The organism is Nonomuraea sp. NPDC049607 (assembly GCF_040675375.1).
Classification (GTDB): domain Bacteria; phylum Actinomycetota; class Actinomycetes; order Streptosporangiales; family Streptosporangiaceae; genus Nonomuraea.
Genome location: NZ_JBFAOV010000056.1, coordinates 12,887 through 39,325, shown reverse-complemented (window position 1 = coordinate 39,325; position 26,439 = coordinate 12,887). Strand labels below are relative to the sequence as shown.

Annotated in this window: 28 protein-coding genes; 14 read left to right on the top strand and 14 right to left on the bottom strand. The window is 70.9% G+C overall.

Annotated elements, in window-relative coordinates:
* Positions 1-586: helix-turn-helix domain-containing protein (locus AB0J97_RS48345; RefSeq protein WP_364103202.1), on the bottom strand; the 586-nt coding region annotated here is incomplete at its 3' end.
* 84 nt (positions 587-670) lie between these two features.
* Between AB0J97_RS48345 and AB0J97_RS48340 the strand changes: the two genes are divergently transcribed.
* The gene (locus tag AB0J97_RS48340; protein ID WP_364103199.1) at positions 671-1,588 is read left to right on the top strand and encodes an NmrA/HSCARG family protein; all 918 of its coding nucleotides are present in this window, start codon (positions 671-673) and stop codon (positions 1,586-1,588) included.
* 154 nt (positions 1,589-1,742) lie between these two features.
* On the opposite strand, the gene AB0J97_RS48335 is transcribed toward AB0J97_RS48340, so the two are convergent.
* The 3 genes from AB0J97_RS48335 to AB0J97_RS48325 form a co-directional block, all read right to left on the bottom strand.
* Positions 1,743-6,827 (bottom strand): fibronectin type III domain-containing protein, encoded by a 5,085-nt coding sequence (locus tag AB0J97_RS48335; RefSeq protein WP_364103196.1) that lies wholly within the window; start codon positions 6,825-6,827, stop codon positions 1,743-1,745.
* 282 nt (positions 6,828-7,109) lie between these two features.
* Complete coding sequence (locus AB0J97_RS48330; protein ID WP_364103193.1) at positions 7,110-8,054, bottom strand: CU044_5270 family protein; 945 nt, start codon at positions 8,052-8,054, stop codon at positions 7,110-7,112.
* The gene (locus tag AB0J97_RS48325) at positions 8,051-8,617 is read right to left on the bottom strand and encodes an RNA polymerase sigma factor (protein ID WP_364103190.1); all 567 of its coding nucleotides are present in this window, start codon (positions 8,615-8,617) and stop codon (positions 8,051-8,053) included. Before AB0J97_RS48325 ends, AB0J97_RS48330 begins: the two co-directional genes overlap by 4 nt.
* A 210-nt stretch (positions 8,618-8,827) precedes the next feature.
* Between AB0J97_RS48325 and AB0J97_RS48320 the strand changes: the two genes are divergently transcribed.
* Together AB0J97_RS48320 and AB0J97_RS48315 are read left to right on the top strand one after the other, a co-directional pair.
* Positions 8,828-9,199 (top strand): YciI family protein, encoded by a 372-nt coding sequence (locus AB0J97_RS48320; protein WP_364103187.1) that lies wholly within the window; start codon positions 8,828-8,830, stop codon positions 9,197-9,199.
* Entirely contained in the window at positions 9,196-10,458 is a 1,263-nt protein-coding gene (locus AB0J97_RS48315; RefSeq protein WP_364103184.1) for a DUF6596 domain-containing protein, read from the top strand. The genes AB0J97_RS48320 and AB0J97_RS48315 overlap by 4 nt, the downstream gene beginning before the upstream one ends.
* A gap of 124 nt (positions 10,459-10,582) precedes the next feature.
* Here the strand turns inward: AB0J97_RS48315 and AB0J97_RS48310 are convergent, their stop codons facing one another.
* On the bottom strand, positions 10,583-10,924 hold the full coding sequence (locus AB0J97_RS48310; protein ID WP_357703995.1) for a nuclear transport factor 2 family protein: 342 nt from the start codon (positions 10,922-10,924) through the stop codon (positions 10,583-10,585).
* On the bottom strand, positions 10,921-11,355 hold the full coding sequence (locus tag AB0J97_RS48305) for a MarR family winged helix-turn-helix transcriptional regulator (protein ID WP_364103180.1): 435 nt from the start codon (positions 11,353-11,355) through the stop codon (positions 10,921-10,923). Before AB0J97_RS48305 ends, AB0J97_RS48310 begins: the two co-directional genes overlap by 4 nt.
* A 246-nt stretch (positions 11,356-11,601) precedes the next feature.
* Between AB0J97_RS48305 and AB0J97_RS48300 the strand changes: the two genes are divergently transcribed.
* Positions 11,602-11,796: a hypothetical protein gene (locus AB0J97_RS48300; protein WP_364103177.1), complete on the top strand. Its 195-nt coding sequence runs from the start codon at positions 11,602-11,604 to the stop codon at positions 11,794-11,796.
* 9 nt (positions 11,797-11,805) lie between these two features.
* On the opposite strand, the gene AB0J97_RS48295 is transcribed toward AB0J97_RS48300, so the two are convergent.
* Positions 11,806-11,991, bottom strand: coding sequence for a hypothetical protein (locus tag AB0J97_RS48295; RefSeq protein ID WP_364103174.1), 186 nt, complete (start codon positions 11,989-11,991; stop codon positions 11,806-11,808).
* Between the two features lie 359 nt (positions 11,992-12,350).
* Entirely contained in the window at positions 12,351-13,184 is an 834-nt protein-coding gene (locus tag AB0J97_RS48290; RefSeq protein ID WP_364103171.1) for an alpha/beta hydrolase, read from the bottom strand.
* Positions 13,185-13,269: 85 nt separating this feature from the next.
* Between AB0J97_RS48290 and AB0J97_RS48285 the strand changes: the two genes are divergently transcribed.
* Positions 13,270-13,998 (top strand): TetR/AcrR family transcriptional regulator, encoded by a 729-nt coding sequence (locus tag AB0J97_RS48285; protein WP_364103168.1) that lies wholly within the window; start codon positions 13,270-13,272, stop codon positions 13,996-13,998.
* A 153-nt stretch (positions 13,999-14,151) separates the two neighbouring features.
* On the opposite strand, the gene AB0J97_RS48280 is transcribed toward AB0J97_RS48285, so the two are convergent.
* Entirely contained in the window at positions 14,152-15,105 is a 954-nt protein-coding gene (locus AB0J97_RS48280) for an Lrp/AsnC family transcriptional regulator (protein ID WP_364103165.1), read from the bottom strand.
* An 82-nt stretch (positions 15,106-15,187) separates the two neighbouring features.
* Between AB0J97_RS48280 and AB0J97_RS48275 the strand changes: the two genes are divergently transcribed.
* Together AB0J97_RS48275 and AB0J97_RS48270 are read left to right on the top strand one after the other, a co-directional pair.
* The gene (locus AB0J97_RS48275; protein ID WP_364103162.1) at positions 15,188-16,051 is read left to right on the top strand and encodes an NAD(P)H-binding protein; all 864 of its coding nucleotides are present in this window, start codon (positions 15,188-15,190) and stop codon (positions 16,049-16,051) included.
* Positions 16,048-17,112: an FAD-dependent monooxygenase gene (locus AB0J97_RS48270; RefSeq protein ID WP_364103159.1), complete on the top strand. Its 1,065-nt coding sequence runs from the start codon at positions 16,048-16,050 to the stop codon at positions 17,110-17,112. Before AB0J97_RS48275 ends, AB0J97_RS48270 begins: the two co-directional genes overlap by 4 nt.
* 53 nt (positions 17,113-17,165) lie before the next feature.
* Here the strand turns inward: AB0J97_RS48270 and AB0J97_RS48265 are convergent, their stop codons facing one another.
* Both AB0J97_RS48265 and AB0J97_RS48260 read right to left on the bottom strand, forming a co-directional pair.
* Positions 17,166-18,095, bottom strand: coding sequence for a hypothetical protein (locus AB0J97_RS48265; RefSeq protein ID WP_364103156.1), 930 nt, complete (start codon positions 18,093-18,095; stop codon positions 17,166-17,168).
* 44 nt (positions 18,096-18,139) lie between these two features.
* Positions 18,140-19,135, bottom strand: coding sequence for a hypothetical protein (locus AB0J97_RS48260; RefSeq protein ID WP_364103153.1), 996 nt, complete (start codon positions 19,133-19,135; stop codon positions 18,140-18,142).
* A 197-nt stretch (positions 19,136-19,332) separates the two neighbouring features.
* On the opposite strand from AB0J97_RS48260, the gene AB0J97_RS48255 reads away from it, so the two are divergent.
* Both AB0J97_RS48255 and AB0J97_RS48250 read left to right on the top strand, forming a co-directional pair.
* Complete coding sequence (locus AB0J97_RS48255; protein WP_364103150.1) at positions 19,333-20,337, top strand: helix-turn-helix domain-containing protein; 1,005 nt, start codon at positions 19,333-19,335, stop codon at positions 20,335-20,337.
* A 128-nt stretch (positions 20,338-20,465) separates the two neighbouring features.
* Positions 20,466-20,921, top strand: a complete 456-nt coding sequence (locus tag AB0J97_RS48250) for a hypothetical protein (protein ID WP_364103147.1) — start codon at positions 20,466-20,468, stop codon at positions 20,919-20,921.
* A gap of 62 nt (positions 20,922-20,983) precedes the next feature.
* Here the strand turns inward: AB0J97_RS48250 and AB0J97_RS48245 are convergent, their stop codons facing one another.
* Complete coding sequence (locus tag AB0J97_RS48245; protein ID WP_364103144.1) at positions 20,984-21,568, bottom strand: TetR family transcriptional regulator; 585 nt, start codon at positions 21,566-21,568, stop codon at positions 20,984-20,986.
* Between the two features lie 77 nt (positions 21,569-21,645).
* On the opposite strand from AB0J97_RS48245, the gene AB0J97_RS48240 reads away from it, so the two are divergent.
* Positions 21,646-22,845 (top strand): FAD-dependent oxidoreductase, encoded by a 1,200-nt coding sequence (locus tag AB0J97_RS48240; RefSeq protein ID WP_364103141.1) that lies wholly within the window; start codon positions 21,646-21,648, stop codon positions 22,843-22,845.
* A gap of 15 nt (positions 22,846-22,860) precedes the next feature.
* Here AB0J97_RS48240 and AB0J97_RS48235 read toward each other — a convergent pair whose 3' ends face one another.
* Together AB0J97_RS48235 and AB0J97_RS48230 are read right to left on the bottom strand one after the other, a co-directional pair.
* Complete coding sequence (locus AB0J97_RS48235; protein WP_364103139.1) at positions 22,861-23,037, bottom strand: hypothetical protein; 177 nt, start codon at positions 23,035-23,037, stop codon at positions 22,861-22,863.
* Between the two features lie 176 nt (positions 23,038-23,213).
* Positions 23,214-23,855 carry a DsbA family protein gene (locus AB0J97_RS48230; RefSeq protein ID WP_364103136.1) on the bottom strand — a complete coding sequence of 214 codons (642 nt, stop codon included), beginning with the start codon at positions 23,853-23,855 and terminating at the stop codon, positions 23,214-23,216.
* A gap of 272 nt (positions 23,856-24,127) precedes the next feature.
* Here AB0J97_RS48230 and AB0J97_RS48225 point away from each other — a divergent pair, with 272 nt between their 5' ends.
* From AB0J97_RS48225 to AB0J97_RS48210, 4 genes are all read left to right on the top strand, one after another.
* The gene (locus AB0J97_RS48225; RefSeq protein ID WP_357703963.1) at positions 24,128-24,694 is read left to right on the top strand and encodes a MauE/DoxX family redox-associated membrane protein; all 567 of its coding nucleotides are present in this window, start codon (positions 24,128-24,130) and stop codon (positions 24,692-24,694) included.
* Positions 24,691-25,245, top strand: a complete 555-nt coding sequence (locus AB0J97_RS48220) for a hypothetical protein (protein ID WP_357703961.1) — start codon at positions 24,691-24,693, stop codon at positions 25,243-25,245. The genes AB0J97_RS48225 and AB0J97_RS48220 overlap by 4 nt, the downstream gene beginning before the upstream one ends.
* 95 nt (positions 25,246-25,340) lie before the next feature.
* Complete coding sequence (locus AB0J97_RS48215; RefSeq protein ID WP_357703959.1) at positions 25,341-25,643, top strand: hypothetical protein; 303 nt, start codon at positions 25,341-25,343, stop codon at positions 25,641-25,643.
* 206 nt (positions 25,644-25,849) lie between these two features.
* Entirely contained in the window at positions 25,850-26,410 is a 561-nt protein-coding gene (locus tag AB0J97_RS48210; RefSeq protein ID WP_357703957.1) for a hypothetical protein, read from the top strand.
* The last annotated feature ends 29 nt before the right edge of the window (positions 26,411-26,439 follow it).

Sequence of the window (26,439 nt, the reverse complement as noted above, 5' to 3'; positions counted from 1 at the left end):
CGCGATCGGGGGCCGAGGCCCGGAATCCCTCCAGTCCGAAGGTCAGCAGCCGCTCTCCCTGGGGCGGGGAGGTCTGCTCGCCCGCCCATGCCGCCGCGTTGACCAGCGCGTACAGGTCCGGGGCGGTGACATCCGGCCGTACTTCACCGGCCGTCCGCGCCCGGGCCAGCAACTCCTCTCCGGCGGCGAGCACCGCTGTGCACGCCGCGTGCAGTTCGGAGGTTTCATCCTCGACGGCCTGCATGAGCGTGGCGCCGAGCCCTCGGTAGATCGTCGTGTGCACCATTGCCGCCCGGGCCCAGGTGGCCAGGCCGTCGAAGGGGGAACGCGCGGTGAGCAGTTCGGCGCCGGTCGCGGCCAGGGCCTGCATCCGATCACCCATCAGCGCCTCCAGCAGGGCCCGGCGGGTGGGGAAGTGGCCGTAGAGCGTGCCGTTGGCCACCCCGGCCCGGCGCGCGATCGCCTCCAGGGAGAAGTCCGCGCCGTGCTCGGCGAACGCGGCCGCCGCCTCGGTCAGCAGCCGCTCGTAGTTGCGGTGTGCGTCGGCCCGCATGCGACGGCGGGGTGGCGGTGTGTCGGCGTTCATGAGTAACCCTCGCTTGCAAAGTTGAGACTGTCTCGATATTTTCTCGGGACAGTCTCAACTTTACCGTTTCCGGAGGTCCCGCACATGACCACACCCGTGGAGCATCCGCTCTCCACCACCGCCGCGAGCAGGGCCGGCAAGCCTGTCCTGGTCACCGGCGCCACAGGCCGACAGGGCGGAGCCACCGCCGCACGCCTGCTGGCCGACGGCTGGCCGGTCCGCGTTCTGGTCCGGGATCCCGGCGCCACGGCCGCCCGCGAACTGGCCGCAACGGGCGCCGAGCTGCTGATGGGTGACCTGGACGATCCCGGCAGTCTCAAGGCGGCCATGGCCGACGCCTACGGCGTCTTCGCCGTCACCCCCGACGACCCGGACAGCGAACGCGAGATCCGGCGCGGCCGTCACCTGGCGGAGAGTGCGGCTGCGGCCGGCGTCGCCCACCTGGTCTTCGCCTCCGTCGGCGGTGCCGAGCGAGGCACCGGCATCTCCTACTGGGAGAGCAAGTGGGCCATCGAGCAGCACATCGCCGCTCTCGGACTGCCGGCCACCATCCTGCGACCGGTGCGCTTCATGGAGAACCACACCATCCCCGGGCTTGCGCTGGGCGGCATCTCCGCCGACGGAGTCCTGCGCCACCTGTTCGCCCCCGATGTGCCCGTGCAACTCGTCGCCGTGAGCGACATCGGCGCCTTTGCCGCCCTCGCCTTCGCCGACCCCACTGCCTATCTCGGCCAGGCCCTGGAGCTGGCGGGCGACGAAGTGACCCCCGAGGCCACCGTGCGCCTGATCAGCCGGCATCTCGGGCGCCAGATCACCTACCAGCAGGTCGACGGCGAGGAGCTGAACCTGAGCAAGGACGCCACTCGGGCCTTCACCGCCCAACGCGGACTATGGCGCGCCGACATCCCCGCCCTGCGCCACCGCCACCCGGACCTGCTGGACTTCCCGAGCTGGCTGGACCAAGGCGGCGCCGAAGGCATCGCCACACTCCTCGAAGGCTGACCCGTCCGATCCGCCAGGAACCGGTCCGGCGGCTCGTCCGCGCCCGGAACTCGTGAACATCCCCCCGCACCTGATCCGGGCTGTGCGCCGTCCTGGGCGTGTTGTGTGGGGGAGGGGCCCCGGGAATATCCTGAGGCCCCTCCGGGGTCGCCGGTCAGGGGTAGATGCCCGGAGGCCAGCGGAAGATGGACGGGACGACCCATTCGGCGTACACGCCGGGGATGCCGAAGGACAGGCTGAGCTCGCCGAGGGTGTAGACGAGCACGCCGCCGTCCGTGACCATGGCGGTCTTGGGGGTGCTCTGCGCTGTCTGGGCCGCCGAGTAGACGTCCTTCTGGCCGACGTTCGCGACGCGCAGCGAGGAGGGCACGCCCGCGCCGTCGAACCACTGGAAGGCGAGCCATTTCCCGTTCGGGCTGAGGGCGAGGGAGTTGCCGGAGAGCTGCTTCGTGGAGTCGTGCGGGACCACGATGTTGGCCGTCGTGACGTGCGCGGCAGTGATCGGCACGACCGCCAGGCCCTCCTGGCCGCTGGGGATGGGCGTGTACTCCACGGCCAGGGTGCTGCCGTCGCGGGAGATGACGGGGTCGAGCACGACGCCGTCGGCGGGGAACAGCTGCGTCGGCGTTCCCCCTCCGACGGACAGCCACGAGCGGTACCAGTGCTCGGAGTCCCAGGTGTCGAAGACGACCTTGTTCCCGTCGCCCGACATGCTGCCGAAGTGGGACACGCACACCTCGGCGTCGGCGCCGGTGGTGCAGCCCGCGTCGAGTTGCACCGGCGCCGAGCCCTGGACCTGCCGCCACAGGTTGTACTCGAAGGCGTGGCCCGGGATGGACTTGTAGTACAGGACGGTCCGGCCGTCGTCGCTGACGTCCACGAGCCGCGCGCCGTCGTCAGCGGCCCAGGTGGTTCCCGCGCTGATGTTGTGCACCAGCACCTTGCCCTCGGCGTAGGCGAAGGCGATGACGTTGCCGTCGTTGCTGACGCGGTAGTTGCCGGCCCACGAGCCCGCGATCGGCGTACGACCGTCGAGGCCGCGTGAGACGACGTCGATCTGGCCGGTTCTGGTGTCCTTGCGTAAGTGGTAGAGGGAGTAGTCGGCCGGTTTGCGCACCTCGGCGGGGGCGAGGTTGCTGCGGGCCTGGGTGACGAAGAAGACGTAACGCAGGTCGCCGGAGGCGGTGCCGCCGAGCCTGCCGGCGTCACCGGTGGTGTCGGGCAGCCCCCGGAACAGCACGCCGGGCCGGTCGGGGGAGGTGTAGCTGGCCACGGCCAGGTCGTAGCCGCCGCGCGAGGGCGGCCCGAAGACCAGGTCGACCGGCGTCACCGTCATGGGCTGGGCGAACGGGCCGATCCCGGCCGAGCTGTTGCGCGCGGCCACGGTGACGACGTACGGGGTGCCCGGGACGAGGTCCTGGATGAGCTGGTGGGTGGCGTCGCCGGGGGCGTAGACCGTCCTGGTGAACAGGGCGTTGAGGAAGGGGGTCGCCTTGTCGGTCGGGGTGGCGGTGATGACGTAGTCGGTGATCGGGCTGCCGCCGGGGTTGGCGGGCGGCTGCCAGCTCACCGAGATGTCCTTGACCCCGGGGTGGGTCCAGCCGTTCAGCGTGGGGGTGCTGGGCGTGCCGTACCGGGTTCCGACGATGACGGCCGCCCTGCCCCGGCGCGGCGGGTCGGAGCCTTGGGGCGGCGCGTAGGCGTCCACGACGGCCTCGCCCTCCTGGGCGGAGACGTAGGTGCCGGAGGAGTCGACGCTGCCCGGCCCTTCGGGCACACTCCACTGCACCGTCGAGCCCGGGGCGGGGGACAGGGAGAAGGAGACGTTCTGGTTGGGGGCGGCGCGCGCCATCGACGGGTTGACGGTGAACCCCCGAAACGGCCCGCCCATCGCGATGGTCCACCAGAACAGCGGGAGGAGCGTGTCGTTGCTGTAGCGCACGAGATCCTTGTTGAGCGGCGTGACGCTGTAGGCGATGCCGAGCGCGGCTCCGCCGCGGATCTCCCAGCAGGGGTCCTGCGTCGTGTCGGCCTTGAGCTGCACGTACGGGGTGATGACCACGGCGGGCCCGGTCAGCCGGAAGAACAGGAACTGCACGTCGAAGGGGAAGGCGATGGTGGCTTCGAGGTCTTCGTAGACGCCGACGTCCTTCGCCCAGCTCAGCCCGGTGCCGGTGTTGACGGGGTCGCACGAGGCGGCCGAGCGGGAGGACTTGCAGGTGACGCCGAAGACCTTCTCGTAGTGGACGGAGTAGGTGAGCCCGACCGAGATCGTGCTCTTGATCGTGATGGCGGCCTCGAAGCGCAGGCAGACGGGCACGATGACGTACCCGATCTTGATGATCTTGCAGGGGCCGTTGGCATGGCCGAGGACGAACCTCTTGTCCAGGACGTCCTTGCTGATGCCCTGCTTGACCCGCAGCTCGGAGGCGATCTTCAGGGTTTGGGTGAACTTGACGTCACCGGTGGAGCCGGACAGTTTGTAGCGCGGGTACAGCTCCACCCATCCCTCCACCTTCGAGACGTTGTGGCCGCCCGCGTCGTAGCTGAAGCCCAGCTCCAGGACCAGCCGGTCCTTGCGCCAGCCCACCGACGGGCCGCCCGCCGCCCTCGCCTTCACGCCCGCCATCGACGGGACGAAGGAGGCGCCGCCGTCGATGCCGCCCTCCATCGCGAAGTCGGCCGCGTCGTACGCCTCGGCCAGCGACGCGTCCTTCGTCATGACCACGAACAGCCCGTCGCGCCAGTACGTCCGCAGCACCCGGCCGAGCAGCCCGTTGGGCGCCGACGCCGACGGCGGCAGCGTCACCAGGGTGCCCGGCTGCAGGGCCGTGACCTGGGCGGGCGGGTTCTCGAAGGTGAGCGTGCCGTCGGCGTGCAGGCCGGTCATCGCGGCGATCGCCGCCGCCGACAACGCGACCGGCTGCGAGCGCACCGTGAGCTTCGGCGTGACCGGCTCGGTCGCCGGGCTTGCGGGCCCGGTGCCCGCCGCGCTGGTCGCCACCACGGTGAAGGTGTACGGGGTCGTCGTGGCGAGCCCGCTGATCACGGCCGTGGTGGCCGTCACCGTGGCGGTCGCGCCGCCCGGCGCGGCGGTGACCTTGTAGCCGGTGATCGCGGCGCTGCCGGGGTCGGCCGGCGCGTCCCACTCGACCGTCACCGCCCCGTCCGCCGTGACGCCCGCCCGCACGCCGGCCGGGGCCGCCGGCGGCACGGTCGCGGCGGGCGTGACCGGGTCGGCCTTGCCCGGCTCGCCCGCGCCCGCCTTGTTGCGGGCCACGACGGACACCGTGTACGCCGTGCCGTTGGTCAGGCCGCTCAGCGTGGCCGTGGTCGCGTCGGCCCCGGCCTCGACGGCCGCGCCGCCCGGATCGGCCGTCACCGTGTAGCCGGTGATCGGGGATCCGCCGTCGGGAGGCGCGGCCCAGCTCACGACGATCTGCCCGGCGCGCGGGACGGCGGTGAGGTTCGGCGGTGCGAACGGCGGCTCGGCCGGCGCGGGCGTCACCGCGGTCGAGGGCCACGACGGCCGGCCGGTGCCGGCGGCGTTCACGGCCGAGACGGTGAAGGTGTAGGCCGTGCCGTTGGTGAGCCCGGTGACGATCGTCTCGTTCGCGTCGCCCTGGACTTCGGTGACGGCGCCTCCCGGCTCGGTCTTGACCAGGTATTTCGTGACGGTCTCGGCGCCGCTGTCCGGCGGCGTCCAGGTGACCAGTGCCGCGCCGTCGCGCGGCCGGGCCGCGGAGACGAACGGCCGCCCCGGTTCCTTCGGGACGTGCGGCGTCACGGGCGCCGACGAGGCCGAGTCGGGGCCCGCGCCCGCCGCGCCGGTCGCCGTGACGCGGAAGGCGTACTCGGTGTCGTTGTCCAGGCCCGTCACCGTGGCCTTGAGCTGGCCGCCCGCGACCGTCGCGGTCGCCCCGCCGGGCAGGGCGGTCACCGTGTACGACGTCACCGCCGCGCCGCCCGCCGGTTGTTTCCAGGCGACGGCGGCCGAGCCGTCACCGGGCGTGGCGGTGACCGTGACCGGCGCCTGGGGCCTGGTCAGGAAGTAGCCGAACACGTCCACCGACAGGGTGATCGCCGCCGTGCCGGTGTTCTTCACCACGAACTTGCCGTCCTGGCCGAGCCGGACGGGCACGGCGTCGGCCCACTCGTCGTTGGCCTGGAAGGCCACCGAACCGCCGCCGGGCACCGAGCTCTGACCGGAGGGGTGGATCCGCAGCAGCCCGGCCACCGTGCTTTTGGCGGTGACCTGGGCGGCGACGCCGCTCACCCCGGCGGCCGGGATGCCGGCGGCGCCGACCGGGGTCACGGTGTAGGTCGCCCCGGCGGCCACGCTGACCGAATTGGCCAGGCGCGCGGGGGTCAGCGGCAGCATCGCCGCGCCCGTGCCCGCGGCGAAGTAGCCGGTCACGTCGGCGTACACCGTGAGGGCCGCCGCGCCCTGGTTGCTGATCGTGATCTTGCCGTCCGCGCCGGGGGCGACGATGACGAGGTTGGACATGAACGCCGACGGCCGGTAGTCCATGTTCGACCCGGTCGGCGCCGTGGTGCCCGACGGGTAGACGATCGTCTTGCCGCTGCCGGTGCTCTTGATCACCAGGTTGAAGGCCACGTACGCGGCCCCGGCCGGGATCCCGCCCAGGCCCGTCACCGGGAAGGACGCGGTGGCGTTGGCCGCGACGCTCTGGTTGGCGATGACGCGGGCGGTGTCGACCGGGACGTATCCGGCTCCGGCCGTGCCCGCCTGGGCCAGGAAGTAGCCGTGCACGTCGGCGTAGACGTTGACGGCTCCCGCGCCGGTGTTCCTGAGCTTGAGCTTGCCGTCCGGGCTGGTCTTGACGATGAGGAGCTCGTCCTCCCAGACGCCCGAACGGTAGCGCGCGCCGGTGGCGTTCGGGTCGGCGGCCAGGTCGGCGGGGAAGACGTGCACCGCGCCGAGGGCCGTCGCGCCCTTGGCCGCCACGTTGAGCGCGACCGCGGACACGCCGCTCGCAGGCACGCCGCCGACCCCGGCGACGGTCACGGTGAGGGTGGCGCCGGCGGCGATGGCCACGTTGCTCGCCACGCGCACCCGCGTCCCGAAATACCTGCCCGGACCGGGCGGATCAGCCGCCGCGGCCGCTCCCGCCACTGAACCGCCGGCCGCCGCCTGGGCGGCGGGCCCCGTGAGACCCGTGAGCGGCGCGACGGTCAGGAGCACCGCCAGGACGATTCGTACCAGCCACCGGCCCATCACACGTGTCCCTCCGAGAGGCGTGAACGCGATCACCAGAGCCGGATGCTAGACGGGCGGGGGAGCTGCGGTCGTCAACCCCAGGTACGAACTGTCGTCCACTTCCCGCGGTAGCCTCCGCCGGCCCATGAACCGGCGACAGCACCCCGGAGGTTGACCCGCCCCGTTAAAAATCTACAATGTAAAGGCGGTGGGCGGTTGATTTTTCACCTTTCCCCAACAAGAAACGGGCTACGCCCGTACCCCTCGACAATCGGCGGTGCAAGGGGCTGCGATGTGCGCTCATTTCTGGCCGGGGCCGTTCACCACCTTGGTCTCCAAGAGGGCTGTCAGGGTGAGCGGCGTGCCGGCCTTGACCTCGTAGTTGGGGCCGTCGGTGTAGTCCGTCGTCCGGTCCTGCACGGTTACTCCGTAGGTGCCGAGAAAGCGGAAGTCGACGGGATCCAGGATGAGGTCGTAGCGGGTCCATCCGCCGGTGTAGCTGAACGCGACCCCGTGCCTGCCGTCGGCGTCGACGGCGTCCTGGTTGACGGTCACTCCGGGGATGGTGGTGAGCCCGCGAAACAGCGCCGCGCGTACTTCCGGTGGTAGTGCCTGGGTGCCCATGATCTGGTAGATGGCCTGGAAGAGCCGTTCGTCCATTGATGGTGGTGAGTCGGGTCCCGTCCATGTCATGTGCATGTCCGCTAGTTTCTGGCGGATTTTCGTGAGTAGCCCTTCGGGGGTGACTGGTTGGCGGGCCAGTTCGTCGGCGCTCAGTCCTGGGTGGTTGCCTTGTACCAGCAGCTTGCCGTTGGGGAACAGGGACGCGGTCTGCAGGCCGTCCACGCTGTTCCATTCTTCCCGTACTTCGCGTCTGGACAGGTCGACGCCGTAGCCGCCGTTCGCGGATTGCGGGGCCTGGAGTTCTTTGATGTACAGCCATTGGCCGGGGTTGGGTGTTTGTCCGCGGTCGTCGTAGGCGGCTTGAGCGGCTTGTTCGCCCAGTTCGCGTACGCTCGCCACTGGTGTCACGCGGGGGTGGTCGTTGGTCACCATCACGCCGGCGCCGATTGCGACGGCCAGTGTGCCTGCGAGGACCAGTCGTCGGCCGAGTCGTGGGGTGCGTCGGGGTTCATGGTGAGGTTCGGGTGCACGGGTCGCGGCCAGTAGGCGGGCTCGGGCGGTGCGTTCTGTCTGTGCCGTCATCGGCGGGGTGTTTCGTCGGAAGTCTTTGATCGTGCTCATTGCTGCTCCTCGTCTCCCAGTGCGGTGCGTGCCTTTTTTCTGGCTCGGTGCAGTCGTGACCGCACGGTTCCTGGTGGGATGTCGAGTGCGCGGGCCACTTCCTCGTAGGTGAGGCCCTCCCATGCCACCAGGAGCAGCACGTCGCGGTCGCCGCGTGACAGCGATGCCAGGGCTCCCGCGAGTTCGCGTTCTTTGTCCCGTGCGGCGACTCGGCGTACGACGGCGTCGGCGATGGGTTCGGGCAGGGGATCGACGCCGGTGCGTGCGAGTGCGCGCAGCATTCGCTCTTCTTGTCGCCGGTGTCTGGCGACGAGGGTGGTGGCGATGCCGTACAGCCAGGGGCGTGCCAGGGGGTGCGAGGTGTCGTACGAGTCGCGTCGCCGGAAGGCGGCCAGGAAGGTCTCGGCCACGATGTCGTCGGCGGCTTGGGTGCCGATGCGCCGTGCGGCGTACAGGTGGATCTGGCGGGCGTATCGGTCGAACAGTGTGGCGAACTGTTCGGGTTCGCCGACGGATCGTCTGATCAGTTCGGCGTCGTCGATCTCGGCCGTCTCAATGGTCAACGGCCCTCCTTAGGGTCGGTCGGTCACCCTGCTGTCTCCCGGAGTTCGTGGCAGGGTTCTCGCCTTGGGGGGAAGAGTGATGGACATCACAGCGTCCTGGGCGGTGCGATGATGGGAAAGTTTTCTGCGGGCCGCGTTGATCTGGGGGCTGCTCGTTCGACCAGTGGGTGTGAGGGCCGAGAGGCGGTCCCGCCGGACGAGGAGTGTGCCATGGCGAAGTATCTGCTGATCATGCGGGGGACCGATGAGTCGAACGCGGCCATGATGGCCGACATCGACGAGATGATGGTCACGACCCGCCAGTTCATCGAGGAGATGGCCAAGGCCGGTGTTCTCCTGGGGGCGGAGGGGCTGGACGATCCGGCTCAGGGGGTCGTGGTCGACTTCGGTGGTGAGGCGCCGGTGGTCACGGATGGGCCGTACGGCGAGACCAAGGAGCTGTTCGGGGGGTTCTTCCTGCTCGATGTGGCTTCGAAGCAGGAGGCGGTGGAGTGGGCCAGGCGGGTGCCGGCGGCTCGGGGGGCCAAGGTCGAGGTTCGGCGGGTGCCTGGGAGTGACGAGGTCCCGCAGGTCGGCGCTTGATCGACGGGGATGGGGTCGCGCGTCGGGGCGGGTTGCCGGGTGCGGCTGGGGTCGAGGCTGTCTGGCGGATCGAGTCGGCGCGGATCGTTGCCGCGCTGGCTCGGTTCACCGGTGATTTCGGGTTGGCCGAGGATGCGGCTCAGGAGGCGGTGGCCGAGGCGTTGGTGTCGTGGCCGCTTGCCTTTCCGGCGAGTCCGGCGGGCTGGTTGATGGCCACGGCCCGGCGGCGGGCGATCGACGTGATCCGCCGTCGGGCCGCGTTGCAGGACCGGTTGGGGTTGCTGGCGGCCGGGTCGGTCGATTGGGTGGTCGATGAGGAGGTCGATCCTGAGGGGATCGATGATGATGTGCTGGCGTTGATGTTCATCAGTTGCCATCCGGTGCTTTCTCGTGAGGCTCGGGTGGCGCTGACCTTGCGTGTGGTGGGCGGTTTGTCCAGTGAGGAGATCGCTCGTGCGTTCCTGGTGCCTGTGCCGACTGTGCAGGCTCGTATCACGCGGGGTAAGAAGACGATCGCGGCGGCGGGGGTGCCGTTCGAGTTGCCGCCTGCTGTTGAGCGGCGGGAGCGGCTGGGTGGTGTGCTCAGTGTCCTGTACGTGATTTTCACTGAGGGGTCGACGGCCACGTCGGGTGATCGGTTGTTGCGGCCTGATCTGGCTTACGAGGCGATCCGGTTGGCCCGGACGCTGGCGGTGTTGCAGCCGGACGAGCCTGAGGTGCATGGTCTGCTGGCGTTGTTCGAGTTGACGGCGGCGCGTTTTCCTGCCCGGACCGGCCCTGATGGGTGGCCGGTTCTGCTTGAGGATCAGGATCGGCGGTTGTGGGATTTTTCGGCGGTTCGCCGTGGGTTGGCGGCGCTGGCGAAGGCGTCGCCTCGCGGTTTGGGTCCGTATGGTCTGCAGGCTGCGATCGCCGCGGTGCATGCGTCGGCGGCGTCTGTCGGGGCGACCGATTGGGAGAGGATCGTGGTGCTTTATGAGGCACTCGGCCGGGTCGCGCCTTCTGCGGTGGTGGAGCTGAACCGGGCCGTGGCCGTGGCGATGGCCTCGGGGCCGGCTGAAGCCTTGGCCATCGTGGACGAGTTGGTCGCCGCCGATCGGCTCCCGGGTTCGCATCTGGTCCCGACCGTCCGCGGTGAGTTGCTGGCTCGGCTCGGGCGGCGGGTGGAGGCGCGTGCTGAGCTGGAGTTGGCGGCGGGGTTGTGCGCCAATCAGCGCGAACGCGCGGTGTTGCTGCGCAAGGCGTCCTTGCTGGCCTGACTTCTGGAAGGTGGGAGCCTGCACGCGCTGCGCCGCGACCTGCACCACGCCCAGCAGGGCACGATCATCCGCGTTCCCCGGGCGGGGAGGTGGGCGCCCCTCTCGCGTATCTCCGGCCGGGACGTCAGGTGCGCTGCAGGGAGGACAGGCCCCACAGTTCTGCGATGCGCCCGTCGTGCACCCTGAAGATTTCCAGCATGGTCGGTGACTCCTGGCCGGGTATGCCGTGCACGCTGGTGCGGACGGCGGCGGTGTCACCTTCGACGATCATGTCCTCGACGACGACCTGGGCTTCGGGGAACGCCTCATGGAGGCGTTGCCATGCCAGGGTGACGCTCTCCGGCCCGGTGGTGCCCAGGGGGTGGCTGTGGAAGTCCGGGGTGAAGATCTCTGCCGCGGCGGCATGGTCGTTGGCGTTGAATGCGGCGTACATGCGTTGGGCGGCGGCCCGTACATCGTCTGTCATTGGCTCTCCTGATCGACCATGTTCGCTCGGATGCGGTGGAGGACGTCCAGCATGATTTCCTGCTGTTCTGGGGTGATGCCGTCGAGCAACCGTTCCTGATACACCTGGTGCGATCGCTCCAGGTCAGCTGCGACCCGCTCGCCCGCGGCGGTCAGCGCGGTCAGGGTGTAGCGGTTGTCGGCCGGGGCCAAGCGGCGGGTGACCAGCCCTTCGGTCTCGAATTCCTTGACCAGCCGAGTAACGCTCGCGCCGTCGATGGCCAGTGTGTGGCGCAGGTCGCTGTGGCTGGTTTCGCCGTCACGTCGTAGCCGAACGAGTAGTTGCACTCGGTGGGGGCTCATGCCGATGTGCCGGGCGAACGCCTGCCGCAGCTCGGTGCATGCGCCTCCGAGCTCCCGGAAGAACGTGTCTTCGGGTGTCTCTTCAAACACGTTCTCTTTATATCGTCAACTCTTGATTCGATCAACAGATGGCTCTGGCCTCTCGTATCGGGGCGGACCGACTCGGGTCGGCGTCATGATCTCCACGAACGCCTCATCCGGGCTGACGGCACTGGTCGTTGATGTCGGCTGGTGGTGACGTGTTCAGCGGCGAGGCGTCGCAGCCTTCCCGCACGGGGCCGGAGAGTCGTTCGCCGAGCGCCTGGAGGCCGTGGCCGGGCCGAGCACCTGCTGAAGGTGATCGGCGACGGGCGGCAGCGGGGCGAGGTACGGCAGGGCCGACGCGAACGGGTCGCCCTGCCGGTCTTCGCCGCCCTGCACGGCTACGCCGGCCTGACCGTGAGCGGCTTCATCCCGCCCGACCCCGCCCAGGACGGACTGGACGACACGATCGCGTCCGTCCTGCACGGTTGCGAGCCTCCGCCCGAGTGACGCGGGCGGTCATACGCAGGCGTTGACGTCTCTTCTGACGCTGTCCCCGTCCAGCATGCAGCCGGAGACGTTGTCCGAGGTGATGTCATCGATCTTGAGAGGTGCGCCGGCGAGTTGCCACAATTCCGGGCCGGCGGGATTCTGTGCCGCGATCTGGATACTCCCACCGCCTTTGCCGCCGATGGTGAAGGCCACTTCGGTGCAGGGTCCGACAGGCAACTCGTAGGTGAGTGTCTTCTGGTTCTCGTCGGCGGGGTTCCATCGAGCGTAGATCGTCGCGGGCGCCGTGTTGGAGTTCCGGACGATGTAGTTCCACCCGTCGGGCTGTTGCTGCTTGGGGGTGGTCCATAACGCGATGTTGGACGGAGGTGAGACGGGTGCGGCGTCCTCGCCGCGGTCGAGCTGCCAGGGCTCTGGTGACGCGGGCGGACGGGCGGGGTGCCGTTCGCGAGAGTGGTGAGCGCCGCGGGGGCTTTCGTCCCATGATCCATTGTGTCGCGCGAGTGTTCTTGATCGCGCGATCGCCTGCCGGGCGGTTCACCGTGGGTGGCCGTTCAGGCGTCGGACCAGAGGGCGGTGAGCAGCGTGTTCAGTCGTTCCGGCGCTTCGACGTGCGGGTAGTGGGCGCTGCCCGGCACCTGTTCGTGCCGGGCGCCGATCCGCTCGGCCGTGACCCGTGCGCAGGCCATGAGGGGGACGCCGCCGCGCTCCCGGTACGGTCCGGGGGCGTCCTCCCAGGTGCCCGAGACGACCAGTTTGGGGAAGGTCGCCGCCCGCAGCGCCGGCAGTGGGAGGCCCGCCTCCCAGCAGACGCGTTCGCGCAGCGCCGTGGCGGCCGCGCGCAACCGCCGATCGCCTGTCCCCGGTTCCGGCATGCCGGCCGATTCGGCGGCGGCGTGCAGCCATTCCTCGGGCGTCAGGTCGGGAAGGGCGGCGTAGGCGGCGCGGTTGGCGCGCAGCGCCTCGGCCACGGCGGGGTGGTCGGCGGCGGCCTGGTAGGAGCCCGGCTCGATGAGGGTGAGCGAGCGCACCGCCTCCGGCCTGCGCGCCGCCGCGATCATGGCTCCGACGGCGCCGTAGGAGTGGCCGACCAGGTGTGCGCCGGCGCCGAGGAGTTCGGCGACGTCGTCGGCGTCGGCCAGGTAGTCGCCGGGGAACCTGTGCCCGGCGTCCGGGCTGCCGCCGCAGCCCCGGCGGTCCATCAGGAGCAGGCGGAAGCGGCCGGCCAGCGGGCGTTGCGCCGCGAACCCGTACACCGGGTCGTCGCCCCAGCTGGTGGAGCCGTGCACGAAGACCACCGGCGGCACGGACTCGGGGCCGAGCGTGGTCACGTGCACGTCGCCCGGCAGCGGGCCGTTCGCGCGGAACAGCGGGGTGGGGACGGACATCCGACTCCTCCTTGAACAGCGTTTAATACTCTTGAACGTTGTATAAGAGATCGGAAGGCGACGTCAAGGCGGGTAGGGTGATCACGTGCCGTCGTCAGAGTCCTCCGGCGGGTCCGTGTGGCTGCGTCCCGAGCGGCCGCCGCGCGACCGCCAGCTCACCCGCGAGCGGATCGTCGACGTGGCGGTCGCCGTCCTCGACGCCGAGGGTCATCGCGGCCTGTCGATGCGCCGCGTCGCCACCGAGCTGGGGGTGACCGCCGGGTCGTTGTACTGGTACGTCCACACCAAGGACGACCTGCTGGAGCTGGCCCTCGACCGCGTGCTGGCCGAGGTGCGCGCCGGCGCCGGCACGTCCGGCTGGCGTGACGGCCTGGCGGCGCTGGCCCGCAGCAACCGGGCCATGCTGCTGCGCCACCGGTGGGCCCTGTCCGAGCTGACCGTCAGGCCCAACCTCGGCCCCAACGCGCTCACCCTGGCCGAGGCCGGGCTGCGCCTGCTGGAGCGCGCCGGGTTCGCCGGCCCCGACCTCGACGCCGCCATGGCCGCCGTCAACGACCACGTGGTCGGCGCGGTCATCGCGGAGGTCGCCTGGCGTGACACGCTGGCCCGCATGGGCGGGACCGGGTCCGGCTGGGCGGAGCAGGCGGCCGAGTACCTGCGCCAGGTCGCCGAACGCCACCCGACGCTGGCCGGCCGGATGGCCGCCACGGGGGAGATCGACGTCGAACGCGAGAGCGAGCGGCGCTTCGCCTTCGGCCTCGACTGCCTCCTGGACGGGCTCGCCAACCGGTGCGCGGCCTCGTCCCCGTCATAGCGCGTGCCACTCGGGGGCAACTGGAGGAGCGGTCGGACCACGGGGCGCAGATGTCGCACCTGCTGGTGATCGACGTCGGGGCAGATTCCGCTGAATGGGGAAATCGCCCGTTCTCCCCGGACCACTTCGAGGACTTTCCTCAAGTGAGGCGAGTCAGGGCAGGAGGGTGCCCACTCGCTTGAGCGTGCGGATCACCGGCGCGGTCTCCAGCTCGCGCACGCCGTGGAGCGGCGCCACCCGCTCGGTGAGGTAGCGGTAGAGGTCCTGCGTGTCACGGCAGGTCACCCCGGCCATGAGGTTGGTGGGGCCGGTGGTGGCCGCCACCACGTCGGCCTCGGGGTGGGCGGCCATGGCTCGGCCGACCGAGGCCAGGGCCGACGGCTCGACCTTCATCCACAGCCAGGCCTCGGCGTGGTAGCCCAGGGCCTGGGAGGGGATTTCGACGTCGAACCGGAGCGCGTCGCCGGATCGCAGTTCGCCGAGGCGACGCCGCACGGTCGTGGGCGACCATCCGGTGGCCGCCGCCAGTTCGCCGTACCCGGCCCGCCCGTCCTGGGCCAGCACGCGCACCAGGGCGTGGTCCTGCGCGCTCAGCGACACCTCCTTCTCGTACGGCAGCGCGGGCCGGATGCGCTCGACCTGCTCGTCGGTGAGCACCGCGACCCGGCTGCGCCATCCGGCGAACAGGTGCAGGGTCGCGTGCGCGGACATGGTCACGATGCGCGGGGTACGCGGCAGCTTCTTCAGCAGCAGGGCGTCGCCGTCCTGGTCGGCCGACTGGACGCCGCAGGCGATCTCGGTGCCGCCGGACAGCAGGCGCACCCAGACGGTGTCGTCGCGCCGGGCGATGGCCTCGGCCACCTGGCCCGCCGCGTCGGGCGTGCACACCAGGCGCACCGACCAGGAGGTGCGGCCGAAGCGCGGGCCGTTGAGAAGGCCGACCACCCGCAGGACGCCGTGCGCGCGCAGCTTCCGGTAGCGGCGGGCGACGGTGTGCTCGGAGACGTCGAGTGCGCCGGCGAGCGTGCGGAAGGAGGCGCGGCCGTCGATCTGGAGCGCGTGCACGAGAGCGTGGTCCATCGCGTCCAGCGCGCTGGTTATCGCCATGTTCACAGTATGGCCTGCTGGTTATCGCCAGAGGGTGGCACTTGGGGGGCGTGGCCGCCGAGGTGACGGGATGGTGGGGTGCATGAGCACTTACCTGGTTTTCGGCGCGACCGGCAACGTGGGCAGGAGGGTGGCCGAGCGGCTGGCCTGGAGCGGCGCCGCCGTACGAGCCACGAGCCGCACCCCTGAGGCGGCGAAGCTGCCCCGAGGCGTCGAGGTGATCACTCCGGATCTGGACGCGCCCGGCGCCCTCGACGACGTCGACGCCGCGTTCCTCATGTGGCCCTTCCACTCGGCCGAACGCGCCCGTCCCCTCGTCGACGCGCTCAGGCGCCGCGTCCGCCGTGTCGTCTTCATGACCGGTGGCGGCACCCTGCCCGCAGTCGCGCCCGAGGAGCAGCCCAACCCGGTCGCCCGCTGGCACGCCACCGTCGAGCGGCTGATCGAGCGGTCCGGCATGGGGTGGACGGTGCTGAGCCCCAGCACCTTCATGGCCAACACCCTGTGGTGGAGCGCGCAGATCAGGGCGGGCGACGTCGTCCGCGGGGCCTTCGGCTCGCTGGCGGTGACGCCGATCCACGAGGACGACATCGCGGCGGTGGCCGTACACGCGCTGACCGGACCCGGGCACGAAGGACGCCGCCACACCCTCACCGGGCCTGAGGTGCTGACCCAGGCCGAGCAGGTGCGGCTGATCGGCGAGGCCATCGGCCGCCCGCTGCGCTGGCAGGAGCTGACGCCGGAGCAGGAGCGCGCCCGGCTGCTGGCCGATCCCGGCTTCCCCGACGGCTTCGTCGGCGAGCTGCTCGACGGCTGCACCAAGATGGCCGCCGCGCCGCCTCCGGAGGTCACCTCCACGGTGCCCGACATCACGGGGACGCCCGCCACACCGCTGTCGGTGTGGGCCGCCGAGCACGCCGCCGACTTCGGCGGTGACCGGCGATGAAGGTGATCGTGGCCGGGGCCGGCCTCGGCGGGCTGGCCCTGGCCTGCGGGCTGCGCAGGGCCGGGATCGACGTGGCCGTCTACGAGCGCGACCGGTCGCCGCTCGTCCGTCGCCAGGGCTACCGCCTGCACCTCAGTGACGTGGGCATCGACGCGCTGACCAGCGTGATGGTCCCGGAACGGTGGGCGGCCTTCCTTGCCACCGCCCATACGCCCTCGCCCCGCTTCGTCCGCTTCGATCCGACGCTTGAGGAGTTGGACATCGTCGAACACGGCGGACGCCACCTGTCGATCGACCGTCGGACGCTGCGCGACGCCCTGCTGGCCGACGTGGCGGAGACGGTCACGTACGGCAAGCGGCTGACCGGCTTCCGGGTCGCGGCCGACCAGGTGACGGCGTGCTTCGACGACGGCGCCGCCGTCGCGGGCGACGTCCTGGTCGGCGCGGACGGCATCAACTCCGCGGTTCGCCGCCGGTACCTGCCGCATGCCCGCGTCGTCGGCACCGGGCTCGTCCAGCTCTACGGCAAGATCCCGGCCGAGCGGGCCGAGGGCATGGACAACGTGTTCACCGCGATCAGCGGTCCGGGCCATCGTACGGTGGGCGTCGCGCCCACCCGCGACTACGCCACCTGCTCCTTCGGCGCCCGCGCCGAAGACCTCCCGTCCGGCCTGCACCTGATGACGCAGGAGCAGCTCAGGTCCCTGGTCATGGACATGACGGACGGCTGGCACCCGCTCGTCCGGCGGATGATCGCCCAGTGGCACGAGGTCTTCCCCCTGGAGTTGCGCACCAGCGTCCCGATCCCACCGTGGCGGACCAGCCGCGTCACGCTGCTCGGCGACGCCGTCCATGCCATGAGCCCGGCGGCCGGGGCCGGGGCCAACCTCGCCCTGCGCGACGCGGCGGCGCTCAGCGCGGCACTCGCCCACGGCGGCCCGCTCATGCCGGCGTTGCGCTCCTACGAGCGGGACATGATCGCCTCCGGGTTCGCCGCGGTCCGCGTCTCCGCCGCCAACGGCGCCCGCTTTCTCGGCCAGGACCCCCTGCCCTCCAGTTGACGCGTGCGGCTCTCCGGTGACGACGTCTGACGGGAGGTGATCGTGGCGCCTCTTCAGAGGCCCTGCCACCACGGCCGCGTGCCCTCCACGGCGACGAACTCGTGGAAGTCCATGTTGGCGATCTCCAGGTTGCACGCCATCGACCCGACCACGCGGCAGGGAAGGACGGCGATCCGCCCCGGGCAGTCGTACAGGTCGACGACGGTCAGCGGCCGGCCGGGCTCGGCGAAGGTCCGGGCGTCGGCGAGGACGGCCAGCCTGGGGTTCTCCTCGCCCGGCGGGACCAGCGCCGGGACCTGACCGGGCAGGAGTCCCTCGAAGGCCCGGTCGTCGACGACCGACGCCGTCAGCGGGTAGTGGTCCACGTCGATGTCGTCCGGGTCCAGGTCCGCGCCGACCCAGCCGTCCTCGTCGGCCCCGCCCAGTTCGTCGAGCAGGGCGCGCCAGCCTTCCTCGTCGTCGAAACAGGTGCGGACCAGCAGCTGCCCGGACGGCAGTGCGGGCAAGGGCCGGTGCGGTGGCGCGGTCGGCGTGGGGAAGGCCGGCCGGCCGCCGTCTCCCTGGTATGTGCCGTACACGTCCATGTCGCGTACCAGGTGGTCGAAGGCGAGTGTGCCGTCCAGCAGGGCTGCCAGGATCTCGCCGAGCCGGGCCGGCGGAACCCGGACGCCGCGCCCGGGTGTCGCCGCCAGATCCACCAGCAACAGCCCGCCCCCGTACGCGGCCGGAAGGTCCGCCAGGACGGCGACCGGGCCGCCGCCGGGGTGGACAAGTGCCGGGACGTCTCCGCCGCGCAGGCAGTGCCACCTGCCGTCCTCGACCGGTCGCAGCCGCACCCCGTCGCCGAGGACGAGCACGTCGCCTTCCCGGCGACCGCCGATCTCGTCGAGCGGCCCGCCCCGCCCTTGCGTGCCGCCCTCGGCGTGTGTGCAGAGCAACAACACCTGACCGGGCTCCGGCTGGGGAAGTTCGGGAAAGGACACGGTTCTCCTTCGAAAAGTTGTCGGGGACGAGCGCCTCGTCGGTGTCACAATCCGCTGAGGGCCTCAGAGGTCGTGCCGGCGATGGCGTAGGAGCGTTCGAGGACGACCGATCCGGTGCCGGCGTCGATGCCGTAGACCTTCACCCGCACCCGTTTGAACCCGACCTTCCTGACCATCCGCAGCGTGGAGTCGCCGGTCCAGTCGAGCCTGACGTCCGTGTCGGCCTCCGTGACCCTGTCCTCCGCCGGGACCCTCTCCACCTTCTGACCCGACGCCGGCACCGGGAACGTGGCGGTGACCAGCCCGGTCGCCAGGTCGTACAGGGCGATGCGGGGTTTGCGGCCGGCGATGTAGACGGCCACCGTGCGCCCGTCGGCGTGCAGCGCGGCGGTGGCGGCGTTGACCCCGACGAGCCGAGGTGGCACCACACTGGCGGTCCGCCTGCCCTTCAGGTCGTGGACGCTGAGCCTGCCGGCCCTGCCGTCGTCCTTCCGGACGAGGATCTGATCGCCGTCGCCGCTGAAGCTCAAGGCGTCGTCATGCACCGACATCCCCGGCACCTTGGCCAGCAGGGCGGCGGTGGCGGCGTCGTACACCCGGGCGGGATGGTCGGTGTAGCCGGACCAGCAGCAGTCCACCGCCACCAGGGAGCCGTCGTACGACATCGTCACCCGGGTGAGTTCGAGTTCCGACTTCGACGGCCACGCCCTGGCCTTGGACACGCGCGTCCGGCCGTCGAGGTCGCGGACGACGAGCCGGGCGTCCTTGGCCCTGATGTAGGCCAGGCGGCGGCCGTCACCGCTGACGGCGACCGCGTCCTCCCACCGGCCCGCCTCCTTGAGCGGGTGGCGCCTGCCGTCGGTCGTCCGGTACCACCAGGGACCACACCAGGCGGCGTCAAGCCGGCCCTTGTCGCAGTCGGAGGCGGCGGCGTACCGGATGGGGGCGGACGCCGCGCCCGCCGGAACGGCCGCGCGGGCGGTACCCGGGACGGCCACGAGTGCCGAAAGGGCGGCGAGCGCCCCACAAAGGATCTTCACGCGGGGTTGGACCACTCATCGCCGCGCAAGGTTGATTGCGATCCGATAACACACCCTGTCCGGTGCGTCTTCGGCATCGAGTCGCCGCGGCGTGCGCCATCGGCGGGCGAGCCCGATCGAGGCCCGCCCGGGGTGGTCGAGGCGGTCGGGCACGCCGATACTGCTCGTGGACGTTTGCTCTGGACGGCAGGTGGAGTATGTGGCGTTTTCACTTCACGGGTGAGGATCTGGCCCGGTTACGGTTCGAGGCGTCGCCCGGCCCCGTCATGGAGTCCTGGTTCGCGCTCAACGTCATGGCCAGGCGGCGGCCCGGGGCGCTGTTCGAGCCGTGGCGGCGGAGCGTGGTGGTCCGCGAGTCCCTACGCCTGCTGGGCGGGCTGGCCCAAGGCGTTCATCCGCTCGACGTGTACACCCTCGCGGGGGCGGGGGCGCACGTGGAGGAGGGACTGGACCGCCTCCTCGGCGTGGGCGCCGCCCCGGTGCGCGCGGAGCTCGACAGCTGGGGGCAGTACGGCGACCTGCCGTCCTGGTCCCGGCTCCTGCCTGACGACGCCGAGACGCGCGGGCACTTCGCGGCGGCCGTACGGGAGACGCACACCGCCCTGCTCGGCCCGTACCGTGATCCGCTGCGCGCGCACCTGGAGGCGGAGGTCACCGCCCGCGCGGGCGTCATGGCGCGGGGCGGCGCCGAGTGGCTGCTGTCGACGCTCCACCCCGACCTGCTCTGGCGGGACATGACCCTGGACGTGACCACCCGGTTCACCTCACGCACGCTCGACGTGCACCTGAACGGGCGGGGGCTGGTGCTGATCCCCTCGGTGTTCTGCCGGCTGCCCCTGTTCAGCTACGACAGCTTCCGCCCCGACGACGCGCCGGTGCTGTTCTATCCCGCCCTGCGGGATCCCGCCCACGCCTTGGCGCTGTGGGGACGGCGGGCCGCGGGCGCCCCGCAGCGGGCCGGCACGCTGGGCGCGCTGCTGGGCGTGACGCGCGCGGCCGTCCTGGAGGAGGTCGGCCAGGGCTGCACGACCACGCACCTGGCCAGGAAGCTGGCCATCTCGGCCGCGACCGCCAGCCATCATGTGGCGATCCTGCGGGACAGCGGTCTGGTCATCTCCCGCCGGCAAGGCGGGTCGGTGCTGCACCTGCCGACGCCGCTCGGCCTGGCCCTGCTGAACGGCACCCTCTCCGGGCCGAACTGAGCGAAGCCGAACCGAGCGGCATCGCCGCCACCGCGGGCTTTCGACCACGGTCGAAACCCTTACCGGCCGCACGGGCGGCGGCCCGACCATCGTCGTAGCAGACATTCCCGACCGAAGGGACACGCTCGATGAACGTCGCAGGAACCGCTCTCAAGACGGCCCTACTCTCGGCGGCCATGGTGGTGATGGCCGCCACGGTCACCACCGGCACCGCTCTGGCCACGGCGGCGGCCCCGCCGGCCTCGTGCCCGGCCATGCGCAACCCGGTCAACGCCACGAACACCGTGACCCGCAAGCAGAAGACCATGCCGAACAGCCAGACCCTGGAGCTGCGATCGGGCACCATCAGCGGCCTCGAGTACGTGTGGGGGCGCATCGTGAACTCCAAGGACGGCGACGTCGTCTGGGTCGACTACTCGATCGACGGCGGAGCCAACTGGCGGCAGTGCGACCTGCGGACGCTCAGCGGCGGCGTGAATTACGGCTACGGGCTGCTGACCAGCTCCAGCTCCAGCGTCTGCATGCGGGCCGGCGCTCGCCCCAAGGCAGGCGCCGTCTCCTACCTGACCGCCTGGTGGTGCTAGGAAGCCGGGTCCGGCCTGGCCACCACGCCCGCCTCCCGGGGAGCTCCCGGCGCCGCCCGGCGTCAGTGGTCGATCAGTGTGGTGGCCAGGCGGCGCAGGCGTTCGCGCAGGTCGGGGGCGTGCGGACCGCGCGTCAGGAGGAGCTGGTGCACCGCGCCGACCAGGGCCAGGGCCAGTGAGGCGGTGTCGGCGTCGGAGGTGAGGCGGCCGAGTCGTCGTTCGGCGTCCAGGTAGGCGGTGAACAGGCGTTCGGCCGCGTCCAGTTCCAGGGTGCCGTCGTCGAGCGCCTCGCCCAGCCGGGTCACCAGCGACGGCCTGGCCAGCACCAGGCCCGCGAGCGCCATGAGGTTGCCGGTGAGCAGCGTCTCGATCGCCGCCATCAGGTTGTCCACGACGGTCGCGGTGCCCGCCCGTGCGGGCAGGTCGCCCATGCTGTCCGTCGCCGCCCGCGCCCGGTCGACGAAGAGCGCGGCCAGGAAGGCGTCGAGGTCGCCGAAGTGGTTGTGGAGCAGGCCGGTGGCCACGCCGGCCTCGCGGGTGATCGCCCTGCCCGTGAGCCCTGAGGGCCCCTCGCGCAGCAGGACCTGTTCGGCGGCGTCGAAGAGCTGCTGCCGTACCTGGGGGATGGTCACACCGCGTGGGGACATGATTCCGAACCTTACCGCCTTGCCAGAATGAACACTCGCTCATACTGTATGAGCGAGTGTTCATTCTGAGGAGGAGCATGACGAAGGAAGAGTTCGCAGGAGCGCGCGGCGGCAGGACCGCGAGACGGGTGATCGTCGTCGGTGCGGGCATCGCGGGGCTCGCCGCGGCGTTGCGGCTGCGTCAGGCGGGCTGGCGACCCCTGGTCGTCGAACGCGCCCCGGCACGCAGGAAGGGCGGCTACGCGGTCGTCTTCTCCGGCGTCGGCGCCGCCGCCGCCGGACGCATGGGCGTCCTGCCCGCGCTCCAGGCGCGCCACGTCGGCGGGTTCGACCTCGCCTATCTCAGGGCCGACGGGCGGCCCCGCTTCACCGTCCCGCGCCCGACCGTAGGGCGGCTGCTCGGGGACGGCGGCCTGGCGCTGCTGCGCGGGGACATCGAGGCCGTCCTGTACGAGGCGGTGCGCGACCAGGCCGAGATCCGGTTCGGCGCCACGGTCGCGGGCGTGAGGCAGGACGCCGGGGGAGTGGACGTCACGTTCGGCGACGGTTCGTCGGAGCGGGCGGACCTGCTCGTCGGGGCCGACGGGCTGCATTCGTCCGTACGCGACCTGGTCTTCGGCCCCGAGGAGCACTTCCGCCGCGACCTGAACCACGTGGTGGCCGCCTTCACCCTGGACAGGCTGCCCGACGGCATGCCGGAACGGGCCTTCAGCACGATCACCGCCGTCGGCCGCACGTTCACCGTCGCCGACCTCGGACCCGGCCGGAATGCCGCCTTCTTCACCTACGGCACCGCCGACCCCGGCGCCGAACTGGCCAAGGGGCCGCGCCGGGCGCTCCGGCAGGCGTACCCGGGCTTCGGGTGGACCGTCCCCGACCTGCTCGCGGACCTGCGCGAGGAGGACGTCTACTTCGACAGCGTCAGCCAGATCGTCATGGACCGGTGGAGCCGCGGCCGCGTCGTCCTGCTCGGCGACGCCGCCTGGTGCCTGTCGCTGTTCGCCGGCTACGGCTCCTCGCTCGCCGTGGGCGGCGCCGACCTGCTCGGCGCCGAACTCGAACGCCGCCCGGACGACGTCCCCGCGGCCCTGCGCGCGTGGCAGACCGGCCTGCGGCAGGAGGTGACCGAACGGCAGCGCAAGGGCCGGGCCAACACGGGTGTGCATGCACCCCGGAACCGCCTCGAACTCCTCCTGCGCGACCTGCCCCTGCGCCTGGCCACCTTCCCCCCGGTGACCGATCTGCTCAGCCGCCACCTCAGCTTCCACGACACCTGACGCGAGCCGGGACCGTCAGCCCGGCAGGCGCCAGTTGCGCAGGCCCTCGATACACAGCTCGGTGGTCGTCTTGCGGGCGTCCGGGGCCTTGATCGACACCTTCTCGCCCCACCCGTGGTAGCGGGTGTCGACGGAGAGTGTCCTGCCCGCCAGTTCGTCGAGGACGTCGGGGAAGGTGAACGTGCTCCGCACCCTGTGCCGAGCAGCTCGGTGTGCCAGAGGTGAAGCTGGTGGGAGTCCTTCCACCAGGTCTTGCCCTTCTTCAGCCGCTTTCCTGCTGAGCAGGACGACGTCGCCCATCCGGCAGGGCTTCTCGACGGCATGGAACGTGTGGCCTCGTTCGCCGTCCCGGCCCAGGCGGTGTCCGCTCAGTCGAAGGACGGTCTGACGCTCCGGTCGCGGCTTCGCTTGAGCTCGAAGAAGCCTTCGGTTCCGGCGACCAGGACCAGGCCGTCCCAGAGCCGGCCGGCTGCCTCGCCGCGGGGGGCCTGCCTGAGCACCGGGCCGAACAGGGCCGTGCCGCTGATGCGGAGAACGGGGGTCCCGACGTCGAGCCCCACCTCGTTGAAGGCCTCGTCGTGGGAGTCCCTGATGAGCTGGTCGAACTCCTCGCCGGTGGCGGCCTTGACCAGCTCGTCGGGCAGGCCGACCTCCGTGAGGGCCTCGGTGATGACCGTGGGGTCGTCGCGACGTCTTTGGTTGTGGAAGCGGGTGCCGATGGCGGTGTACAACGGGCCGAGGACTCCGCGGCCGGCGTGCTCGGCGGCGGCCGCGCAGACCCGTACCGGCCCCCAGGCCTTCTCCATCTGGTTCCGGTAATCGTCGCTCAGCCCCTCGCCCTTGCGCTGGACGAGGTTCAGGTGGGCCAGCGACATGAGCCGCCAGTCGGCGTGCACCGGCCGGACCCGCTCGACCTCCAGCAGCCAGCGTGAGGTGACCCACGCCCAGGGGCACAGCGGGTCGAACCAGAACGGGACCTCGACGAGCTCCGACTCTTCCGTGGTCGTCATGATGCGTTCCTTCCTCTGGTCGCCGGGATCGACACCAGCAGAGGGTAAAGGGAATCGCACGAACCGGCGAGAGGCAGCACAACTCACAGAAAAACGCCACTCCCCATTTCCGACACCTTTACCGGCGAAGCACACTCCGGTTCGGTGTTCGCCCGCAGCGCGACCGATCGGGCGCCGTCCTCGGCTATCCCGCGAAATCGATCTTGTCAAGAGTTGATCATTTTGGGGCAGTACCATACTTTTCGTTCATCCGACCCTGACGGGAGCGACGGATGAATCTGAATGCGGCAGTTGCGACCGGAGCCGCTGCTCAGGTCGTACTTATCGTGGTTTTCCTGATAGCGACACTGTCAAAGACCATAACCCACCGCGAACTCGGCCGGACCATCGCACAACTCGGTCCGGCGGCTCTGGGACGGCAGGCCGCGACCGCGGTGATCGCCGCCGAGATGCTGGCCGTGATCGGCCTGGCGGTGGCGCCGTCCGCTTTGTGGCCCCGGGCGCTCATCGTGCTGCTGGCGCTGGCGTTCGCCGGAGCCGGGATCCGCGCGCTGAGCCGCGGCGAGAAGATCAAATGCGGTTGTTTCGGGAACGGCGGCGCGGTGCTCGGCTGGCGCCAGGTGCTGTACCTGCCGCTGTGGTCGGCGCTTGCCGTGCTGGCCGAGGTGAACCCGCCGACCTGGACCGCGCAGGAGGGACTGCTCGGCCTGGCCGTGGCGCTGCTGGCCATGGTCGCCTGGAAACTGAGGGCCGAACTACGCCTGTTGCGCCCGCTGCGGGAGGACCGGATGGTGCTTCCCGACCCTACCGAACCCGAAGCGGAGGTGCACGCCGCATGACGACGGTGCTGCTCATCGTGATCTGCCTGCTGGCCGTGGTGCTGTTCGTCCAGATCGGCGCGCAGGTGGAACTCTTCCAACAGGTCAAGCAGATCCGGGCCTACCTCGACATGGAGGACAAGCCCACCCCGGTGGAGCTGGGAACCCTGGAGGGTGCCCCGCCGAGCCGCTTCGGCCTGCCGGCGGCCCTCGACGAGGCCGAGCGGGCCATGGTGCTGTTCCTGTCCAACAAGTGCGAGACCTGCCACAACCTGGCATCAGCGCTGCGTGGGGGAGCGGTGCCGCCTTCGATGTGGGTCGTGGTCGTCCCGGTGTCCGGCGACGGCAACGAGTTCATCGCCGAGTTCGGGCTGTACGGCGAGCGCGTCATCCTCGACGAGGACGAGAGCATCGTCGGCAGCATCGGGCTCGACATCACACCCGCCGCACTCCACGTCACCGAAGGGAAGCTGACACGGGCCCACACGGTGCCGACGGTCAGGCAGATGTACGCCGCCGCCCCTGTCCCCTACAAGCACAACCTGGCCGGCAAGCCCTCCGTACGGCACTGATCCGATTTCACCCCACGGCCAGAGAGGCCAACATGGATCACCTCCACAAAATGTCGGACGGACCCGATGGAAACCGGCGCGGATTCCTCGGCTGGATGGGCAGGGTCGGTGTCGCGGCGATCGGCGCGGTCGCGGGCGCCACCGTGATGACCAAGCCGGCGGCTGCGGCGAACTGGCGCTGCTGCAACCTCGCCCTCCCCAACACGTTCTGCAAGACCAACAGCAGCGGGCAGTACGTCTGCCCGTCCGGTTACAGCATGAAGGTGTGGCAGTGCTGCAGCGGCTCGGCGCCGTACCAGCGCAAGTACGCCTGTGGTGAGTGCACCAAGGGCGCGGACTGCGGTTCGGGTCCGTTCATCTGCTCGGCCGGCTGGACCGTCAACGCCAACGGCTGCTGACAGCGACCGGGTGGCCGGCCGGGCGTCATGGCCTCGGCCGGCCACTCCGGATGGAGGATGTCGTGTCCTTTGACACCTGGCTGACCTTCGCGCTGGTCCTGCTCATCGCGAGCGCGGGCTTCGCGCAGTTGTTCAGCTTTTGAGGCCTTTCCTTCGTCGGATATCTCCGCCCCCTGGTTCAGGGGAGAGTTCCCGGGGAGAAGCCCATGTACCGGCCGATCCTCATGCTCATGCTCGGTTTCAGCATCTCCGCGCTGCTCGCGTACGGGCTCGTGCACCTGCTCGGTTCCGGCCTGTTCGGCTCAGTGCCGGGGACGGGCGCCAAGCTCGCCGCGGCCACGGTGATGCTCGCCTGCCTGGTCATCGACTCCGGGCTGTTCGGGCTGCGCACGCCCATGTGGCGGCGCCAGACTCCGCAGCAGCATTTCTACCGGTTCGGCCCGGCCAGGGGAGCGCTCCTGTGGGGGCTGGACACCGGTCTGGTCCTGACCACGTTCAGGGTCACCTCGCTCACCTGGGCGGCGCTCGGCGTCACCCTGCTCGGGCTGGTGCCGTGGTGGGCGGGACTGGCCTACGCGATCGGCTTCACCTGGCCGGGTTTCGCGCTGGTCGCGATCGTGCCACCGTCGAAGGACCTGGTGGAGATCCCTGAGCCGATGTGGCTGATCGACTGGCTGATGGAGAAGGAGAAGCCGGTCAGGCGGCTGGCGCTGGGCCTTCTCACGGTCACGTTCGTCGGCGTCGTCGCCTCGTCGTTCCTGGGCTGACGCGCCGCCCGCCGCACGTGCGGGCGGCG

Coding starts and splice junctions, on each gene's coding strand:
- AB0J97_RS48340 (WP_364103199.1), top strand. CDS start 671: ATGACCACACCCGTGGAGCATCCGCTCTCCACCACCGCCGCGAGCAGG.
- AB0J97_RS48335 (WP_364103196.1), bottom strand. CDS start 6,827: ATGGGCCGGTGGCTGGTACGAATCGTCCTGGCGGTGCTCCTGACCGTC.
- AB0J97_RS48330 (WP_364103193.1), bottom strand. CDS start 8,054: ATGAGCACGATCAAAGACTTCCGACGAAACACCCCGCCGATGACGGCA.
- AB0J97_RS48320 (WP_364103187.1), top strand. CDS start 8,828: ATGGCGAAGTATCTGCTGATCATGCGGGGGACCGATGAGTCGAACGCG.
- AB0J97_RS48310 (WP_357703995.1), bottom strand. CDS start 10,924: ATGACAGACGATGTACGGGCCGCCGCCCAACGCATGTACGCCGCATTC.
- AB0J97_RS48290 (WP_364103171.1), bottom strand. CDS start 13,184: ATGTCCGTCCCCACCCCGCTGTTCCGCGCGAACGGCCCGCTGCCGGGC.
- AB0J97_RS48280 (WP_364103165.1), bottom strand. CDS start 15,105: ATGGCGATAACCAGCGCGCTGGACGCGATGGACCACGCTCTCGTGCAC.
- AB0J97_RS48275 (WP_364103162.1), top strand. CDS start 15,188: ATGAGCACTTACCTGGTTTTCGGCGCGACCGGCAACGTGGGCAGGAGG.
- AB0J97_RS48270 (WP_364103159.1), top strand. CDS start 16,048: ATGAAGGTGATCGTGGCCGGGGCCGGCCTCGGCGGGCTGGCCCTGGCC.
- AB0J97_RS48255 (WP_364103150.1), top strand. CDS start 19,333: ATGTGGCGTTTTCACTTCACGGGTGAGGATCTGGCCCGGTTACGGTTC.
- AB0J97_RS48250 (WP_364103147.1), top strand. CDS start 20,466: ATGAACGTCGCAGGAACCGCTCTCAAGACGGCCCTACTCTCGGCGGCC.
- AB0J97_RS48245 (WP_364103144.1), bottom strand. CDS start 21,568: ATGTCCCCACGCGGTGTGACCATCCCCCAGGTACGGCAGCAGCTCTTC.
- AB0J97_RS48240 (WP_364103141.1), top strand. CDS start 21,646: ATGACGAAGGAAGAGTTCGCAGGAGCGCGCGGCGGCAGGACCGCGAGA.
- AB0J97_RS48230 (WP_364103136.1), bottom strand. CDS start 23,855: ATGACGACCACGGAAGAGTCGGAGCTCGTCGAGGTCCCGTTCTGGTTC.
- AB0J97_RS48225 (WP_357703963.1), top strand. CDS start 24,128: ATGAATCTGAATGCGGCAGTTGCGACCGGAGCCGCTGCTCAGGTCGTA.
- AB0J97_RS48220 (WP_357703961.1), top strand. CDS start 24,691: ATGACGACGGTGCTGCTCATCGTGATCTGCCTGCTGGCCGTGGTGCTG.
- AB0J97_RS48215 (WP_357703959.1), top strand. CDS start 25,341: ATGGGCAGGGTCGGTGTCGCGGCGATCGGCGCGGTCGCGGGCGCCACC.
- AB0J97_RS48210 (WP_357703957.1), top strand. CDS start 25,850: ATGTACCGGCCGATCCTCATGCTCATGCTCGGTTTCAGCATCTCCGCG.